Here is a 16,803-nt window from a genome sequence, read left to right on the forward strand (position 1 = left end):
CGTTCTGTATCCATCGCTGAACGTGTTGAAAGCACTCTGGAAATGCGGGGTTGGTACATTCGTTGCTGATAAATGCTGTGTATCCGGCTTTTGAGTATTTATCACGCAGGCAGAGGACGTCAGAGTGAGTATCTCCATCACAACGTTAATCCCGAACAGCACACCGAGCCAAATTCAGGCGCGGACTGCAATTCACAAAGAGATCAATGATCTGGTCTCCCAGGGGTTGGTCGGGGAATACACGACAACGCTTGCGATGATGTCAGAAGATGGCCTGCAGCGCTTCGAGATTACCCAGTGGAGTGAGCAAGCCAACAATCAGTGGTGGGCCTTGATGGAAGCAGGTCCCGCTGGTGTGGAAGCCGCCAGCTATCTTGAACAGATGGTCGCCCAGCGGCGCGGCTACGCGGGTGCTTATCTGGATGACTATTTCACCCTGTCCTACCGGTTGGCCGAAGCGCTGGACGAAGATTTTCCCGTCTCGGTGGAGCTTGATCAACTGGCCGAGAACGCTTTGGCCGGGCGTCATCCCAGTGAAAATGCTGACGGTACGCGGCTTGCCAAAGAGGAACGCCTGAATCAATTCTGGCAGGACAACCAGTCCGACATCGAAACGATGCTGGAGCATTATGAGAACCTGAAACAGGTGCCCGATCACTTGGGGGATTGGTTGGATCAACAGCAGATATCCCGCTCTGAAGCGGTTGATCAGGTCATTGAAATGCATCGTTACGCCGGGCTGGAAGGCGCTCGGGAACGCAGCGATGCATTGACCAATACAGCGGTATATCAACTGAATCGAGATGGTGCCGGCGGTCTGAGCGATGACCTGTCCCGCTTCATGGTGTTTAACGATATTACTGCACACCATAGGGCCAATGAGACATTCGACCCTCAGGCGTACGCCGATCTGGCACACCGCTTGATCGAAATTGGCTTGAGAATCGGCGACGCGAATATGTTGAAAAATGCCGTTTCCGGTCAGCTGTATCAAAGCGACAAACAGGCGTTGATTCAGTCCTATCAAACCTTGTATCAGCCAATGAGGGATCAGTTTTACAGTGCCCTGTCGGACCTGGAGCCCGAGGTTAACCTTCAGGACCTGCTCGATAACATCAAACATGGTGATCCTGTTGGCCAACTGCCTGATGGCAGCCTGCATCCGCAACAGGATCGTCTGGAAGCCTTTGTGGCGCAACACAGCCTCAGCCTTGAATCCATCGCAAACAAGCAACTTCAGCTGGACGAATTTCCACGAAACCGTCTGGAATGGCAAAAAATCGAGGCCAATGGCCGGCGTGCCGAACAACTGGTATATCAGCAATACGGCCTTGAGCCCTGGGAAACGGGGACGAACAGTCGCACGTTGCGTGAACTGTCCTGGCAGGGTGTCGACTACCTCAACAGCCAGCCCGATGATATCCGTCGGAACCTGATCAACGATGCCAAAGCGCGCCTGGAATCACTCATACAACAGTTCACGTCGCTGCGCGAAGAGCATCCCGGTCTGACGATGACGCTGGAACAATTGATCGACAACTTCCGCTTCAACCGACCTGCCGGCCAACTGGTTGAAGGCGGCCTGTCATCTGCACAGCAAGCGCTTGAGGCGTTTCTACAGGACAACGAGTCGCTGATTGTTGATTACATCGACTCCTCTTGGCTGCTTGGGAAGCAGGACAATCTGAGCCAGATCGACTACGCCCGCTGGATGGATTCAGAACGCGCAAGCCGGTACGCGGACACTCTGCTCGATCTGATTGAGCAGAGCCGGAAGGTGGTGGGGCAGGGGGTTGTGTGATGCGGGGAGGTATTCGTTTGGTGTGGTAGTGTCCAGAATTATGTGTCATTTTTTAGACTGAACCGAAAATTGGACTACCCCCCTAGAAAAGGTGTTCACGATTGCTGGGTAGGATCTGAGTCGATCTACTCCAACACCGTATGATTTACCAGTTTCGGAACTAGATGGGATACGTTGCCTCGAAAAACCAGATTATCTACACCGTTTATTATTCAGAAAAAAATAGCGCCTTATCAGCAATATATCCTCCTCTTTCCACCCAAGATCGGGGTTGGTTTCAGCTCGATGTAGTCGCTTTTCAAAGTTTTCACGTACTGTGTCTGGCCGCAACAGCGCTGGCTCAATTTCCGTACAAAATAGTGCTGCAGAACGGATGGTTGAAGTAACAGCGTCACAAAGCACAGTCACGAGCACCGCGTCAATCTCGCCATCAAACCCTTCAGCTATTGAATCCCCCATAGCTCCTAAACCACTCACTACATACAAATCCGGACGGCTTTTGTCTGCGTGCAACTGCTTCACATCAATAGATTTCGGCCAGCAATGAAGGACTCTCTCAAGTAGTACACTAAAGAAGAGTTCAGAATCGGCTTTACTCATTTTCTGATTTTCCCATCAGACCAGAGACTTTTTCGAATTTTCCCACTATCTTGTATTTGGCTATCTATCAACCCTTGGTGAATATAATCGATCTGTCTTTGGATAACTCCTGTCTTAAAAATATAAAGGATCTGCTGAGCCCCCGATATTGTATTATACCCTTCCACGACTTGCGATCTTTACAAGGTCTTCAATAGTGAGTTTTTGGTAACTTGTTTTCGAGGCAAATAAGCGCCAGAACTTAGCTTCAAGGTAACGGATAGCAAGTACCAATGGGTTTTGGTACTTGCTCTTAGCTATTGCTGATAGGTAAAAATGCATATTAGCTGTGGCTTCACATGGAAAGTATGTTTCAAAGTCTATATTATACATATCAACATTAAATTCAGATGAAAATTCAGCCAACAACTCATCAGCATCATCGCCAACGATTCGTAAATCTTCTCCTATCTTTGTCGTGATAGAAAGGCGGTCAGACTGACATAAAGCGTGTTTCGCAACCAGCCTTAAAATATGGTTCGTTAACTCGCTATTATTCATTGCGTACATTCATCTTCGTCACAATCTTCCATGTATTCATTGATGTAGTTGCCCCCGCTAAACCAGACATATTCCACCTTTGTCTGCCCGCTATGATCAAGCTCGGCCAGCAGCTGCCCGGATTGATTGTACAGGTAGTAGGTGGTTTGGCCATTAACAGTCTTGCTTGTACGCTGACGATGAGCATTGTACGTATGGGTTGCGCTTACCGTGCCGCTCACACTGGTGAGACTGTTGTAGCGGTCGTAGCTGAATCTCAGGCCACCTTTACTCAGTACATTGCCATTCGTGTCTTATACCCCACAGTTTCCCACGTGGATTTATCACGTTTCTGCGCCAAAAGGGCGTCACATCAGTCAGTGAGGCTGGTTGGTTGACACAGAGTTTTGAACCTCCTCTTGTATGTGCTGGCATCAAATGTAAACCCTTCTGGTCAACAGTGACAACTGAAACCGGAAAAGCGTGCAAACATTGCTGGTGAAAATGACAGCTCTATGGCAAAAAGAGGCCAGCTAGAGGCTGACCTTTTTAAGGTATTTTATAATTTATTCTCTTCGCATATATATCCAATTATCTAAAAGCTCACCTTTGATGTTCTCAGGAATGGGTATGCTGATAACTTCAAGAGAGATTTTATGAGAGTCGAAGTGAGAAAGCATTTCAGTTAAGACATCTTCACATAGCTCATTTTCATCTGCATCAGGGGTATTATCAAATACAAATTTAATACTAATATCACTTTCATCATAGCCACATGTAATGGCTCTCATATTGGGAGTAATCATGCCCAACAATGATGACTGCATAGCTAACAATACTGCTGATCTCAATTCAATACTTCCCATCTTTTACGGCCTCGCTGGAACAATATGAACACCATCTTTACTGTGATGAATAATACCATTTGTGGTACTGGAGCTATTACCTGACGAAGGATCTACATATTTCCCAATATTTTCTTGGAAATTAACTCTCTCTCTATAACCGGGCTGTCCAGCAGGTATCTTATTCACAGGAACCCCTTTCCCAGCATATGAATCCACTAGTGACTGAGGATTAGGATGCGTTAATTCACTTCTGCCTTGGGTAAAGTTATTATGCCCCGGAATGTGTTTTCCTTGCTTCCCAGCATGTATTTTTAAGCCCGGAAAGTACACATCAGAGCTAGGAATAAGCCCAACTTGCAGCGGAACAACCAGTGCTGGATAAGCACCTGCAGTTAACAATATAGCAAGTAAACTGGCACCAACAGCAGCTTCTTGTAATGCACTATCACAAGATTGTGTTCTTGCCCTTTCTCCGTGCTCTCCCCTTTCAGAGTATGCTAACCCTAAAGGGTCAACATAACTTAAAGGATTTCCCCCAACATAAGCATACGTATTCAACCCACCCTGAAGCCCAATCGGATCACTCTGAATATACCGCCCCGTACTGGGGTCGTAATCCCGACAGTAGTTGTAATGTAGTCCCGTTTCACTGTCAAAATACTGGCCAGGAAAGCGGAGGTTGAATGTCAGGATACTCCCAGAGGCAACAGATGCTTGCCCAAATACATCATAGTCCGCCCGCCAGACCACCGTTCCCTGATTATCACTCACGACTTGCGGTGTATTGAGATGATCAGTGTGTATGTAGTATACGACGGCTGAAGCGGGGCCTGAATGAATCACCGCCAGTGGCTGTGTGCCCAACCAGACATACTCAACCTTTGTCTGCCCGCTATGATCAAGCTCGGCCAGCAGCTGCCCGGATTGATTGTACAGGTAGTAGGTGGTTTGGCCATTAACAGTCTTGCTTGTACGCTGACGATTGGCATTGTACGTGTAGGTTGCGCTTACCGTGCCGCTCACACTGGTGAGACTGTTGTAGCGGTCGTAGCTGAAGTTCAGGCCGCCTTTACTCAGTACATTGCCATTCGTGTCTTATACCCAACAGTTTCCTACGTGGATTTATCGCGTTTCTGCATCAAAAAGTTGCTGCATCAGTCTATGAGGCTGGTTGGCTGATACAGAGTTTTGAAGCTCTTCTTATATGCGTTGACCCCAAATGCAAACTCTGCGGGTCAACAATGACAACCGAAACCGATTAGGTGTGCAGATTCTGCTGGTGGAAATGACAATACTGAGGATAGTAAAAAGCCCGAAGAATACGGGCTTTTTTAACAGGTATTTAGATAAGCTCTATAGAATTTTTTTGCCTTTTTCGCTCCATTCTATTGACGGAGGAATACTACTTAATACATCAATTACTTCATCACTTGTAATTATTAAGTAGTGAACTACGTCATCATCAGAGTAAATTCCTTTACTTTCTTTATGAAGCCATTCTGCTAACCTTGAGTTTTCAACTGTTAAAATTAAATACCTGTCATCTGGGATTTTATCTATAGTTTCCAATCTATAGCTCTCATTTGACTTTGAATATATATAGAAAAAGTCAAATGTAATTTTTATGGAAATACTCCTATGAACTGCATTCAAAGTTAATGCTAAGCAGGATCCATTGTCCACTAAATCCTGACAATAAATATCATCATTCACAATATGCGGTTCAGAAATTCTAAAAACTTTATATTTTTCCAAAGCTAATTACCTAAACTGAATTTTATCTGAAGGAATCTTATTTCCGGGAGACTATATCTCGATAGTCCTTTGTGCAGGCTTCCCTCGGAACTTTCCTCCACCACTGTAGTTGCCCACGCTAAACCGGACACCATTTCTTTATCCAGTTCCATTGTCGAGACAAAGTATTCTCTCGCTCAAAAATTCTCGCCATTGAAGTTTCTTTGATGATCTCTGAATTATCGAGCGATGGAAATCGCGCTTTTCCCCTGAGGAAAAAATCCAGAATACGGATAAAACTATGGGCGCTTAATAGTGCCCATAGTCTGAGAGGATCTTTTTCAGTGAGGGTTATGGTGACGCCGCCCATTTTTCTGTCGCATTTTGATCAAAATCCCTTTGATCGTACCAGCGAACAGTCTGGAAACGACTGTCGGATAAAAGCTCATGGATCGCCCGACAGTAGCTTTTTAGCTCACTTTCAGCTTGTATTTTAACTGAACTTGCAAATAAATTTTTCCAAAATGAAAAGTGCAGATGAGTTGTGATCAGCCACTGAACGGGTGAATCATTCACATACCCAACCATGCTTTCTATCCGGTAGCAGTTTTTATCTAGTAAAAAATCCCAAGCCCAGTCTTCACGGTTTTGCGGTACACTAACTTGAAAACCAGCATTTCTTAAACCTTCATTTAAATACTGAGCCAACTTTTTGCCGGGAGGACTCCCGGCTTTCCCTTCATGTGAAAAACCTGATTCAAAACTTACAAATGTTTTCATGAATTCTTGTCCTGATTAATTTTGGCAACCTCAATCCCCGCCATTAGCAGCACTTCCACCTGCCGCACCGCCGCCAATACCAGAACCCTTTGCCCAATTTGGAAGCCTTGTAAGCTGACGTTTCCACGCTGGCCAAATGGGGTTATTGCTTTTCCAGCTTCTCGGCATAAAGCGGTATCTAAACGGATCTGATAAAGCATGCGTCCTAGTCGAAACATAGTTCCCATTCCAAATGGAACGCGGGCCGCTCATCCTATTGGGTATCCAATGCGAGAACTCTTTACCTGCGGCTTTGCTTCCTGCCGCTCGCCAACCTGCTGCCCCTCCTGCTGCAAATCCATAGGCGATTCCAGCCCACTCACCACCACTATAAGCACCTGAGCATTTATTCAGTGCGCTATTGGTTCCCATTTGATTACGAACCCAATCGGTGGCACCAAAAGAAATTGTGTCGCCAAAGCCAGCAGAGAAATCAACGACGCCTTGGGGAAGTGGATCACCCCATGCCCAAAGACCATAAGGATCGTAAAACATGATGGGATTGTTATAGACGTAAGCGTATGTATTGAGCCCTCCATCCAACCCAATCGGATCACTCTGAAGATACCGCCCCGTACTGGGGTCGTAATCCCGATAGTAGTTGTAATGTAGCCCCGTTTCGCTGTCAAAATACTGGCCAGGAAAGCGGAGGTTGAAGGTAAGGGGACTTCCAGAAGCAACAGTTGCCTGCCCAAATGCATCATAGTCCGCCCGCCAGACCACCGTTCCCTGATTATCACTCACGACCTGCGGTGTATTGAGATGATCAGTGTGTATGTAGTATACGACGGCTGAAGCGGGGCCTGAATGAATCACCGCCAGTGGCTGTGTGCCCAACCAGACATATTCCACTTTTGTCTGCCCGCTATGATCAAGCTCGGCCAGCAGCTGCCCGGATTGATTGTACAGGTAGTAGGTGGTCTGGCCATTAACAGTCTTACTTGTACGCTGACGATGAGCATTGTACGTGTAGGTTGCGCTTACCGTGCCGTTCACACTGGTGAGGCTGCTGTAGCGGTCGTAGCTGAAGCTCAGGCCACCTTTACTCAGTACATTGCCATTCGCGTCTTATTCCCCACAGTTTCCTACGTGGATTTATCGCGTTTCTGCATCAAAAAGTTGCTGCATCAGCCTATGAGGCTGGTTGGCTGATACAGAGTTTTGAACCCTCTTCCTATGGCCAGAATCTATAAATCTTATGTTTTGACTCCTATTTATTAACCCGGCGGCGGTTCTTGTCGGATAAGGCTCTGCTATGACGGGGCTCCGAGCCATGATTGACAGACCTAAATTACCGCTGGGTTAATATTATTTCAAATGGCGTATAGATCTATATCGACTGATGCACCTATTTCACTCAACCATGTAATTATTTCCTTTTTAAAGAAAAGAGGGGGTTCCTTCTCGTAATAAATCACAGCTGACAGTTGAACATCTGTTTCGTTCAAAGTGGATATTTCTTTAAACTTATATTCAATTCCTTTTATTCGATTTATAATGGAATTAATTTGGATATCCAACTCAACATTTTTAATTTTTTTTGATTTTATTAGCCACCCACTCTCTTTTTCCACCATGATGGTGTTTTCTATTTTGTCACCTGTATTCCAATTCTTATCAGCAGGCATACCCAGAAAATTAACAATTTCATCAGAGCATAAGATAGAGCTAATAACAGATAGTTCAATGTATGATTCCATGAGATTACCTAAAAATTATTTATATTATAACCTGTTGGATCCCCCGGACCTTTACCATTTCTAGGCTTAACTACAATATTACCATCTTTGTCTTTGAATAAATCATATCTTGATCCTTGTTTTTTAGGTTTTAAATCATGAGGATCAACTCCAGCGCCCTTGAGCTTATCGATTTCTCCAGGAGAAAGCTTTTTGTCAGATGGTGAGTCAGATTCATTATATGCCCCCTCGGGAGTTCAGATAATAAGTGCGACACTCATGGTTGAACGGCGAGCGGTGGCCAACTGCTGATTAGTGGTACGCTTTCGCTCGCCAAAGTAAAAGATGTATCACCATGAGTTATCAGCAGTTGACCGAGGGGAAACGATACCAGATATCGGTTCTTCTTGCGCAGGGAAGTCCAGCAACAGCGATTGCCCAAGCAGTCAAAGTCCATCGTTCGACGGTCTATCGGGAGTAGAAACGCAACAGTAGCCGAGAGGCATACAATCCCGGCAAAGCGCATCAACAGGCCATGCGGAGGCGTACAGGTGCCGCCAAATACCGCTTGCCGGAACGGGTCGTTCGCTATGTGGAATTGACTTTATCCTGGCGGTGGAGCCCGGAACAGATCAGCGGCGTCAGCAAGCTCATCGGCCTACCGGTGAGCCACGAGTGGATCTACCGCCATGTGGCGGCGGACAGGGTGCGTGGCGGCAAGCTTTACAAAGCGCTGCGCCAGGGCCATAAACGGTATCGTAGAGGCGCCAACAGCAAGCGTTCGGTGATCCCTGATCCGCGCTCGATAGATGAGCGCCCGTCGATTGTGGATACGCGAGAGCGCTTCGGTGACTGGGAGGTTGATACGGTGCTGGGCAAGCATGGTAGCGGTGCCCTAGTTACCTTGGCTGAGCGCAAAAGCAGGTTGTATCTGGTCCGCAAAGTAGCAGCCAAACGGGCCAGTGATGTGCGGGATGCCATCATCGATATGCTCAAGCCCTATGCGGCGTATGTGCACACGATTACGGCGGATAACGGGAGCGAATTCGTAGAGCACAAGGCTATAACCAAAGCGCTGGGCGCGGAGTTCTATTTTGCCCACCCGTACTCGTCATGGGAGCGAGGGCTGAACGAGAACTTTAACGGCCTGCTACGCCAATACATCCCGAAAGGTACGGATCTGCGGATGATCACCGGCGAGGATGTCCGCAAGGCAGAAAAACAGTTAAACCTGAGGCCTCGCAAATGCCTCGGGTTCAGGCAGCCCGAAATTGTATTCCAGGAATACCTTCAGGCTGCATAGGCGGGTGTCGCACTTCGGAGTTGAATTCGCGGTTACTTAGATATTATGAATTCTCACATCCCAAAATTACATCTTTTACGGTTGTTGGACTGTTAATTCCAATGATAGAGATATATAGAAAAAAACGAAAAAACAGATGAGCTGATAATTAAGTTAGGAGTATATTTTGTGCATTTTGACCAGCGTGGCGTGCACGCCTTTCCGGTTTGGGTGTGCACGCCTGGCCAGCAGGGTGTGCATTCGAGGCCAGCGCCTACAGATGTGGGGGCCGGTGAAAGTGACAGGGCCTGCTGGTTTGGCGTGAACGGCTGTGCCGGTTTGCCGTGCAGGTTGTGCTATTAGTCGAGATATGTACAATAGTGAACGCTAGGCGCTTGTCAAAGCGCTGTATAGGACTACGTGACAGGGCAATCCTGTAGGTCTACTACGCCACGGGAATAGGCCACAGTGAGCTGGCACAGCACGACCTGGCGGATATCGATTTCGCGGAGCGAAAGTGTTCAAAACTCTGTGTCAGCCAATTAGCCTCACAGACTGATGTGATGCCCTTTTGGCGCAGAAACATGATAAATCCACGTAGGAAAGTATGGGTATAATACACGAGTGGCAATGTACTGAGTAAAGGTGGACTGAGCTTCAGCTATGACCGCTACAACAGTCTCACCAGTGTAAGCGGCACGGTAAGCGCAACCTTTACGTACAATGCTCATCGTCAGCGTACAAGTAAGACTGTTAATGGCCAAACCACCTACTACCTGTACAATCAATCCGGGCAACTGCTGGCCGAGCTTGATCATAGCGGGCAGACAAAGGTGGAATATGTCTGGTTGGGCACACAGGCACTGGCGGTAATTCATTCAGGCCCCGCTTCAGCCGTCGTATACTACATACACACTGATCATCTCAATACACCGCAGGTCGTGAGTGATAATCAGGGAACGGTGGTCTGGCGGGCGGACTATGATGCATTTGGGCAAGCCGCTGTTGCCCCTGGAAGTATCCTGACATTTAACCTCCGTTTTCCTGGCCAGTATTTTGACAGTGAAACGGGGCTACATTACAACTACTATCGGGATTACGACCCCAGTACGGGGCGGTATATTCAGAGTGACCCCCGTGGCATCCTACTGAACTTTAGTGATCCACAACGACGGGTCACCGCACAAATGGGATTACCTATTCCCGGCTATGGTTACGTCAATGGACTGAACCACCTATACGGATACACCGGTCAGAACTCACTTATGTATATCGACCCAACTGGTGAAACACCAGCCACAGCCGCAGGAGGCGCAGCCATTGGTGGTACTATCGGTGGACCACCCAGTGCAGTAGTAGGTGGTGTAATAGGTTTTGGTGTTGGTTGGTGGGCTGCAAGTGAATTTTGGGATTGGTATGACAATAAAGACAACCCATCAGATGATAGCCAAGAATCCAAGAAAGACCGCTGTATCGAACGTTGCTCTGATTCGGCGCTACCGACCAGTGATAACTGGCTTTTCCTTTTGGAATTGCGTAAATCGCTGTATGGAAGAACCTGACGATTGTGAATGATATGAAAAAAGAAGTAGCTACCGAAATTGTTGATCTCATGGTGGAGTTTGGCGACCGACTTAACCAGTCGGTCGCCATGGTTCAGAAAAATTGTTCGGAGGATGAGTTGGTAGTTTATCGCCGTGCAGCTGGAAAGCTGATGGGAACTATGTTGCTGGACATAATGAATCCAATATTTGATGAGCACCCTGACCTAAAGTCTGATCGGTTGGAATAATACGATTATTCATGTAAGCTGGGGGTATGAAAAACAGTCCTTATTAGGAATATTTTGTGAAATCTTTTGATGCCCCCCAATTTATACATTCAGCAAAATTGATAAGGGAAAAAGTAGAGTCTTTTGAAAGATTTCCGTTTACTCTACCTGTATTAAAAAAATCTCAATAGTATCGATTTTCATCCCAAAGTTAGCTTTTTTATAGGGGAAAACGGTACTGGGAAATCCACCTTGCTTGAAGCATTAGCTGTTTCATGTGGATTCAATGCAGAGGGTGGAACTAAGAATTTTACTTTTTCCACCAGAAAATCCCACTCGCAACTATGGAAGTTTATTCGATTATCAAGATCATTTAAAAAACCCAAAGATGGTTTTTTCTTACGCGCAGAATGTTTTTACAATGTGGCAACGGAAATAGAAAGGTTAGATGAAGGTCCCGGTGGACCACCCATTATTAACTCATATGGTGGGGTCTCATTGCACGAACAATCACATGGTGAAAGCTTTTTTGCGCTGATGATAAATCGCTTCGGCGGAAATGGATTATACATTTTAGATGAGCCGGAAGCCGCGTTATCACCTACGCGGCAAATGGCTATGCTTTCAAGGATGCACCAACTTGTAAAAGATGGATCACAATTCATTATTGCGACCCATTCGCCCATATTAATGGCATATCCGGACTCTAAAATTTTTTCACTTGATAATGGCGTAGTGGAGGAAATCGAATATGAAGAGTCTGAGCATTATACAGTTACGAGACATTTTTTGAATAATCACTCATCAATGGTTAGTCAGCTTATAGCTGATTAATAATCGTCTTATTCCAACTGATCAGGCTTTAGGTCAGAATACGTATGCTTATGTGGATGGTAATCCGCTAGTTTATATTAATCTGACCGGACTTGCAGGAAGGCCGGGGCTAGGGAGTCGTGTTGAGTCGCATAATGGTTGTAAGAATCATGTGCATTTGGGCCAAAAATCCGACCCGCGCGCTTATGCAGTAAATAAGGACGGTTCCGTCAGGCACGGAAAAGACCGTCATGTATGTGGAGCTGACGTTGTCTTGGCACTGGAGTCCGGAACAGATCAGCGGTATCGGCAAGCTCATTGGTCTACTGGTAAGCCATGAGTGGATATACCGTCATGTCGCTGCCGATAAGGCCCGTGGCGGCAAGTCTACAAGACATTGCGCCAAGGACACAAACGGTACCGCAAGGGCAGCAACAGCAAGCGTGCGGTCATCCCGGAGCCGATTTCGATCGACGATCGTCCGGCCATCGTGGACACGCGAGAGCGCTTTGGTGACTGGGAGGTCGATACCGTTCTGGGCAAGCATGGTAGCGGTGCGCTGGTCACGCTGGCGGAGCGTAAGAGTCGCCTGTATCTGGTCCGCAGGGTCGACGCCAAACGGGCTACGGACATGCGGGATGCGATCATCGATATGCTCATGCCCTATGCCGACCATGTACATACAACCACGGCGGACAACGGCAGCGAGTTCGTCGAACACAAGGCTGTAGCGGAAGCGCTGGGGGCGGAGTTCTACTTTGCACACCCGTACTCCTCATGGGAGCGTAGACTGAACGAGAACTTCAACGGGCTGCTGCGGCAGTTCATCCCGAAGGGTACGGATCTGAGGCTGATTACGGATGAAGATGTGCGGTGGGCAGAGAAGAGGTTAAACCTGAGGCCGCGTAAATGCCTCGGATTCAGGCAGCCAGAAATGGTGTTCCAAGAATACCTTCAGGCTGCATAGGCGGGTATCGCACTTCGGAGTTGAATTCGCAGATTGGTCGGTAGACCCGGATACCGGGGATATTTACGACCCAAATGGTGATCCATATGACAACCTAAATGACCGATGAGACAGGATAAAATGTCCTCAAAAACACTTAAAATTGTATTTTTAGGATCAAAATTAGATCCGAATAATGTTACCAATACTCTTGGCATTACACCTACAGATTCATATGAAAAGGGCTTCCAAAGAATAAGGAATGGGAAGAAAAGCAAACCTAGAAATGTAGGTATGTGGTGCTATAAATCAGAAATAACATCTCCATTAGAAGATGAATTAGATAGTTTATTAGCTATGTTTGAAGAACTTTCAGCTACTAGCATACATGAGGCTGATCGATCCTCCCTCCATATTTACCTTGGATTGTCAAATGATGAATCGGTAATTGAAAGCTCATTTGATTTTTCTATCAGTCAAAAAACCTTAAACAAGATTATAAAGATGGGTCTGGATCTTAGAGTTACTATTAATTGAATTATGAATCAGGACAAAAATAGGATTCCAAAAATATAGTATGTGCATCTGGACACCTGAGCCTGCACACCTTTCCGGTTTCGGTGTGCAGGCTCAGCCAGTAGAGAGTGCATTCGGGGTCAGCGCGGACAAGTGTGGGGCCGGTGAAATTAACAGGCATTGCTGGTCTGGCGTGAACAGCTGTGCCAAATTGCGGTGCGATCGGAGCGAAGATTGCCTAACCTTTTGACTCTTCAAACTTTTACCACCCTGTTAATTTTCGAAGTGAATTCGCTGGACTACTCCGTCCAGCTGCTCTTCCAAGTGCGTTAGAGGGTGTTCAAAACTCTGTATCAGCCAACCAGCCTCATAGGCTGATGTGGCAACTTTTTGGTTCAGAAACGTGATAAATCTACGTGGGAAACTGTGGGGAATAAGACGCGAATGGCAATGTACTGAGTAAAGGGGGCCTGAGCTTCAGCTACGACCGCTACAACAGTCTCACCAGTGTGAGCGGCACGGTAAGCGCGACCTACACGTACAATGCCAATCGTCAGCGCACAAGCAAGACTGTTAATGGCCAAACCACCTACTACCTGTACAATCAATCCTGGCAGCTGCTGGCCGAGCTTGATCATAGCGGGCAGACAAAGGTGGAATATGTCTGGTTGGGCACTCAGCCACTGGCGGTAATTCATTCAGGCCCCGCTTCAGCCGTCGCATACTACATACACACTGATCATCTCAATACACCGCAGGTCGTGAGTGATAATCAGGGAACGGTGGTCTGGCGGGCGGACTATGATGCATTTGGGCAAGCCGCTGTTGCCTCTGGGAGTATCCTGACGTTCAACCTCCGCTTTCCTGGCCAGTATTTTGACAGCGAAACGGGACTACATTACAACTACTATCGGGATTACGACCCCAACACGGGTCGGTACATTCAGAGTGATCCGATAGGGTTAGATGGTGGATCGAATACTTACTTATATGCAAACGGAAATCCGCTGCTTTTTATAGATCCTTTTGGACTAGAGGCATGTGAGAAAGTTGCACCAAATCAGTGGATATGTGACTCAGGAGAACGGGTTTATGCTGAAAACTATAGTCCTTCTGGCCAAGCGTCTTTCTTTGACAGCACAAATAACAATGCGCAATTTGCTAGCTGTTATACTCAGTGTAGAGATAATTCTGAAGCGCCGCAGAGTATAGCAACAGCTTGTGCTGCCACGAGCGCCCTTGTAGGTACTAAGAGCACCCCTTGGGGTTACGCTGCGGGCGGCGTTTGTGAGCTAGCTTCAACGCATACATATTGTATGAATAAATGTGCAAATGAGTGTGAGTTAAAATGCCAATCCCAATCTACACTGGAAAATGTCCTGATACTTCAAATTGTGATTTTAGTTTAACGGAATTTTTTATATGGATAATTGTGTTTCTATTGGCTACGGTAATAGTCTATTATGTTAGAAAAAAATAGAATTTTTTCTATGGCGGGGGCTGCCATAGCATTCTTAATATATATGATTCTTTCACAGTTACTTATATATTATGAATTCTCACATCCCAAACTTACATCTTTTACGGTTGTTGGACTGTTAATTCTAATGATAGAGATATATAGAAAAAAACGAAAAAACAGATGAGCTGATAATTAAGTTAGGAGTATATTTTGTGCATTTTGACCAGCGTGGCGTGCACGCCTTTCCGGTTTGGGTGTGCACGCCTGGCCAGCAGGGTGTGCATTCGAGGCCAGCGCCTACAGATGTGGGGGCCGGTGAAAGTGACAGGGCCTGCTGGTTTGGCGTGAACGGCTGTGCCGGTTTGCCGTGCAGGTTGTGCTATTAGTCGAGATATGTACAATAGTGAACGCTAGGCGCTTGTCAAAGCGCTGTATAGGACTACGTGACATGGCAATCCTGTAAGTCTACTACGCCACGGGAATAGGCCACAGTGAGCTGGCACAGCACGACCTGGCGGATATCGATTTCGCGGAGCGAAAGTGTTCAAAACTCTGTGTCAGCCAATTAGCCTCACAGACTGATGTGACGCCCTTTTGGTGCAGAAACGTGATAAGTCTACACAGGAAACTATGGGGGATCCGACGCGAATGGCAATGTACTGAGTAAAGGTGGCCTGAACTTCAGCTACGACCGCTACAACAGTCTCACCAGTGTGAGCGGCACGGTAAGCGCAACCTACACGTACAATGCCAATCGTCAGCGTACAAGCAAGACTGTTAATGGCCAAACCACCTACTACCTGTACAATCAATCCGGGCAACTGCTGGCCGAGCTTGATCATAGCGGGCAGACAAAAGTGGAATATGTCTGGTTGGGCACACAGGCACTGGCGGTAATTCATTCAGGCCCCGCTTCAGCCGTCGTATACTACATACACACTGATCATCTCAATACACCGCAGGTCGTGAGTGATAATCAGGGAACGGTGGTCTGGCGGGCGGACTATGATGCATTTGGGCAAGCATCTGTTGCCCCTGGGAGTATCCTGACATTCAACCTCCGCTTTCCTGGCCAGTATTTTGACAGTGAAACGGGGCTACATTACAACTACTTCAGGGATTACGACCCCAGTACGGGGCGGTATATTCAGAGTGATCCGATTGGGCTTCGCGGGGGACTCAATACCTACGTTTACGTGAACAGTAATCCAGTGATGTACATCGATCCTTTGGGACTTACTGCGCTTCAATATGACCAATCAAGTGGCACTCTTACAGTTGATCCGCAAAATGGATCGTCTCCATATAACATTCCGTCATCATCTGGGCGAAATGGTTCAACTGATCAAACTGCAAGAAATCAGGGACCAATTCCTACCGGTGGATATACTGGAAATGCAAGCAATTTAACTAATCCCGGATTCTTTGGCGATTTAGCACGTAATACACGAGGCGACTGGGGTGATTGGCGAATGCCATTAAATCCAAATGATGGAACAAACACCTTTGGTAGAGACGGCTTTTTCTTACATGGTGGTAGTGGGGATGGGTCTGCTGGTTGTATTGATATAGGTGGCGGGATTACCGGAAATGACCAAACGGATGGACTATTAAATGATATTCTTAATGACCCCGATGGCATAATTCCTTTGACAGTAATTCCATAATATGAAAATTAGTAACCCAATCTACATCGGTGTAATTCATATAGCTTGCTTCATTGTTGGATATGTGATGATGCAAGTTATATTTTCACACTCGGATTCACGAAATGCATATTCATTAATTAATGCTTGGTGGCTAAGTCTATATGTCGGTTTGATAGTAGGTGAAAATTTACGGTGTTTGATCGCTGCCTTTCCAGTGGCTGCTGTTGGCTTAACCGTGCTATATCTTACCGGGTTAGGGGATAGTTTTTATCATGATGCTCCAACCACTTTATCCTTCAAATTAGCTTTTGTGGTTTTTATGCAGAGTGTTGTGATAGTTAGTCCGATATTGATCAACAGTGGT

17 protein-coding genes and 3 pseudogenes are annotated in these 16,803 nt (G+C 46.6%); 10 read left to right on the forward strand and 10 right to left on the reverse strand.

Annotation, left to right across the window (positions count from 1 at the left end):
• Positions 1–124 precede the first annotated feature (124 nt).
• Positions 125–1,801: a hypothetical protein gene (locus tag ACAM29_RS19020; RefSeq protein ID WP_369625094.1), complete on the forward strand. Its 1,677-nt coding sequence runs from the start codon at positions 125–127 to the stop codon at positions 1,799–1,801.
• Positions 1,802–1,993: 192 nt separating this feature from the next.
• On the opposite strand, the gene ACAM29_RS19025 is transcribed toward ACAM29_RS19020, so the two are convergent.
• From ACAM29_RS19025 to ACAM29_RS19070, 10 genes and pseudogenes are all read right to left on the reverse strand, one after another.
• Positions 1,994–2,401, reverse strand: coding sequence for a hypothetical protein (locus ACAM29_RS19025; protein WP_369625095.1), 408 nt, complete (start codon positions 2,399–2,401; stop codon positions 1,994–1,996).
• 153 nt (positions 2,402–2,554) lie between these two features.
• A complete protein-coding gene (locus ACAM29_RS19030) occupies positions 2,555–2,941 on the reverse strand; it encodes a DUF1493 family protein (RefSeq protein ID WP_369625096.1) in 387 nt (128 codons plus the stop codon).
• Positions 2,938–3,162 (reverse strand): hypothetical protein, encoded by a 225-nt coding sequence (locus ACAM29_RS19035; RefSeq protein ID WP_369625097.1) that lies wholly within the window; start codon positions 3,160–3,162, stop codon positions 2,938–2,940. Before ACAM29_RS19035 ends, ACAM29_RS19030 begins: the two co-directional genes overlap by 4 nt.
• A gap of 324 nt (positions 3,163–3,486) precedes the next feature.
• Positions 3,487–3,786: a hypothetical protein gene (locus tag ACAM29_RS19040; RefSeq protein ID WP_369625098.1), complete on the reverse strand. Its 300-nt coding sequence runs from the start codon at positions 3,784–3,786 to the stop codon at positions 3,487–3,489.
• A gap of 3 nt (positions 3,787–3,789) precedes the next feature.
• Entirely contained in the window at positions 3,790–4,791 is a 1,002-nt protein-coding gene (locus ACAM29_RS19045; RefSeq protein WP_369625099.1) for a polymorphic toxin type 50 domain-containing protein, read from the reverse strand.
• A gap of 330 nt (positions 4,792–5,121) precedes the next feature.
• Positions 5,122–5,523 (reverse strand): hypothetical protein, encoded by a 402-nt coding sequence (locus ACAM29_RS19050; RefSeq protein ID WP_369625100.1) that lies wholly within the window; start codon positions 5,521–5,523, stop codon positions 5,122–5,124.
• 330 nt (positions 5,524–5,853) lie between these two features.
• On the reverse strand, positions 5,854–6,282 hold the full coding sequence (locus tag ACAM29_RS19055; RefSeq protein WP_369625101.1) for a hypothetical protein: 429 nt from the start codon (positions 6,280–6,282) through the stop codon (positions 5,854–5,856).
• A 30-nt stretch (positions 6,283–6,312) separates the two neighbouring features.
• Positions 6,313–7,317: an RHS repeat-associated core domain-containing protein gene (locus ACAM29_RS19060; RefSeq protein WP_369625102.1), complete on the reverse strand. Its 1,005-nt coding sequence runs from the start codon at positions 7,315–7,317 to the stop codon at positions 6,313–6,315.
• 317 nt (positions 7,318–7,634) lie between these two features.
• Entirely contained in the window at positions 7,635–8,021 is a 387-nt protein-coding gene (locus tag ACAM29_RS19065) for a DUF4279 domain-containing protein (RefSeq protein ID WP_369625103.1), read from the reverse strand.
• An 8-nt stretch (positions 8,022–8,029) separates the two neighbouring features.
• A pseudogene (locus tag ACAM29_RS19070) lies at positions 8,030–8,209 on the reverse strand (polymorphic toxin type 33 domain-containing protein); the annotation flags it as partial.
• Positions 8,210–8,355: 146 nt separating this feature from the next.
• On the opposite strand from ACAM29_RS19070, the pseudogene ACAM29_RS19075 reads away from it, so the two are divergent.
• From ACAM29_RS19075 to ACAM29_RS19115, 9 genes and pseudogenes are all read left to right on the forward strand, one after another.
• A pseudogene (locus ACAM29_RS19075) lies at positions 8,356–9,303 on the forward strand (IS30 family transposase).
• Between the two features lie 812 nt (positions 9,304–10,115).
• Positions 10,116–10,844, forward strand: a complete 729-nt coding sequence (locus ACAM29_RS19080) for an RHS repeat domain-containing protein (RefSeq protein WP_369625104.1) — start codon at positions 10,116–10,118, stop codon at positions 10,842–10,844.
• Between the two features lie 14 nt (positions 10,845–10,858).
• Entirely contained in the window at positions 10,859–11,074 is a 216-nt protein-coding gene (locus ACAM29_RS19085; RefSeq protein WP_369625105.1) for a hypothetical protein, read from the forward strand.
• Between the two features lie 201 nt (positions 11,075–11,275).
• Positions 11,276–11,887: an AAA family ATPase gene (locus ACAM29_RS19090; RefSeq protein WP_369625161.1), complete on the forward strand. Its 612-nt coding sequence runs from the start codon at positions 11,276–11,278 to the stop codon at positions 11,885–11,887.
• A 218-nt stretch (positions 11,888–12,105) separates the two neighbouring features.
• Positions 12,106–12,833 (forward strand): annotated as a pseudogene (locus ACAM29_RS19095) (IS30 family transposase); the annotation flags it as partial.
• Positions 12,834–12,953: 120 nt separating this feature from the next.
• Positions 12,954–13,349 (forward strand): DUF4279 domain-containing protein, encoded by a 396-nt coding sequence (locus ACAM29_RS19100; RefSeq protein WP_369625106.1) that lies wholly within the window; start codon positions 12,954–12,956, stop codon positions 13,347–13,349.
• A 488-nt stretch (positions 13,350–13,837) separates the two neighbouring features.
• On the forward strand, positions 13,838–14,737 hold the full coding sequence (locus ACAM29_RS19105) for an RHS repeat domain-containing protein (RefSeq protein ID WP_369625107.1): 900 nt from the start codon (positions 13,838–13,840) through the stop codon (positions 14,735–14,737).
• Positions 14,738–15,503: 766 nt separating this feature from the next.
• Entirely contained in the window at positions 15,504–16,457 is a 954-nt protein-coding gene (locus ACAM29_RS19110; RefSeq protein WP_369625108.1) for an RHS repeat-associated core domain-containing protein, read from the forward strand.
• Between the two features lies 1 nt (position 16,458).
• A partial coding sequence (locus tag ACAM29_RS19115) for a hypothetical protein (RefSeq protein ID WP_369625109.1) occupies positions 16,459–16,803 on the forward strand: 345 nt, incomplete at its 3' end.

Origin of the sequence: Marinobacterium sp. BA1, assembly GCF_041155135.1 — a bacterium.
GTDB classification, from domain to species: Bacteria; Pseudomonadota; Gammaproteobacteria; order Pseudomonadales; family Balneatricaceae; genus Marinobacterium; species Marinobacterium iners.

Excerpts from the sequence above, each read along its gene's own strand:
- ACAM29_RS19025 (WP_369625095.1), bottom strand. The coding sequence starts at position 2,401 with ATGAGTAAAGCCGATTCTGAACTCTTCTTTAGTGTACTACTTGAGAGA.
- ACAM29_RS19030 (WP_369625096.1), bottom strand. The coding sequence starts at position 2,941 with ATGAATAATAGCGAGTTAACGAACCATATTTTAAGGCTGGTTGCGAAA.
- ACAM29_RS19040 (WP_369625098.1), bottom strand. The coding sequence starts at position 3,786 with ATGGGAAGTATTGAATTGAGATCAGCAGTATTGTTAGCTATGCAGTCA.
- ACAM29_RS19055 (WP_369625101.1), bottom strand. The coding sequence starts at position 6,282 with ATGAAAACATTTGTAAGTTTTGAATCAGGTTTTTCACATGAAGGGAAA.
- ACAM29_RS19065 (WP_369625103.1), bottom strand. The coding sequence starts at position 8,021 with ATGGAATCATACATTGAACTATCTGTTATTAGCTCTATCTTATGCTCT.
- ACAM29_RS19085 (WP_369625105.1), top strand. The coding sequence starts at position 10,859 with ATGAAAAAAGAAGTAGCTACCGAAATTGTTGATCTCATGGTGGAGTTT.
- ACAM29_RS19100 (WP_369625106.1), top strand. The coding sequence starts at position 12,954 with ATGTCCTCAAAAACACTTAAAATTGTATTTTTAGGATCAAAATTAGAT.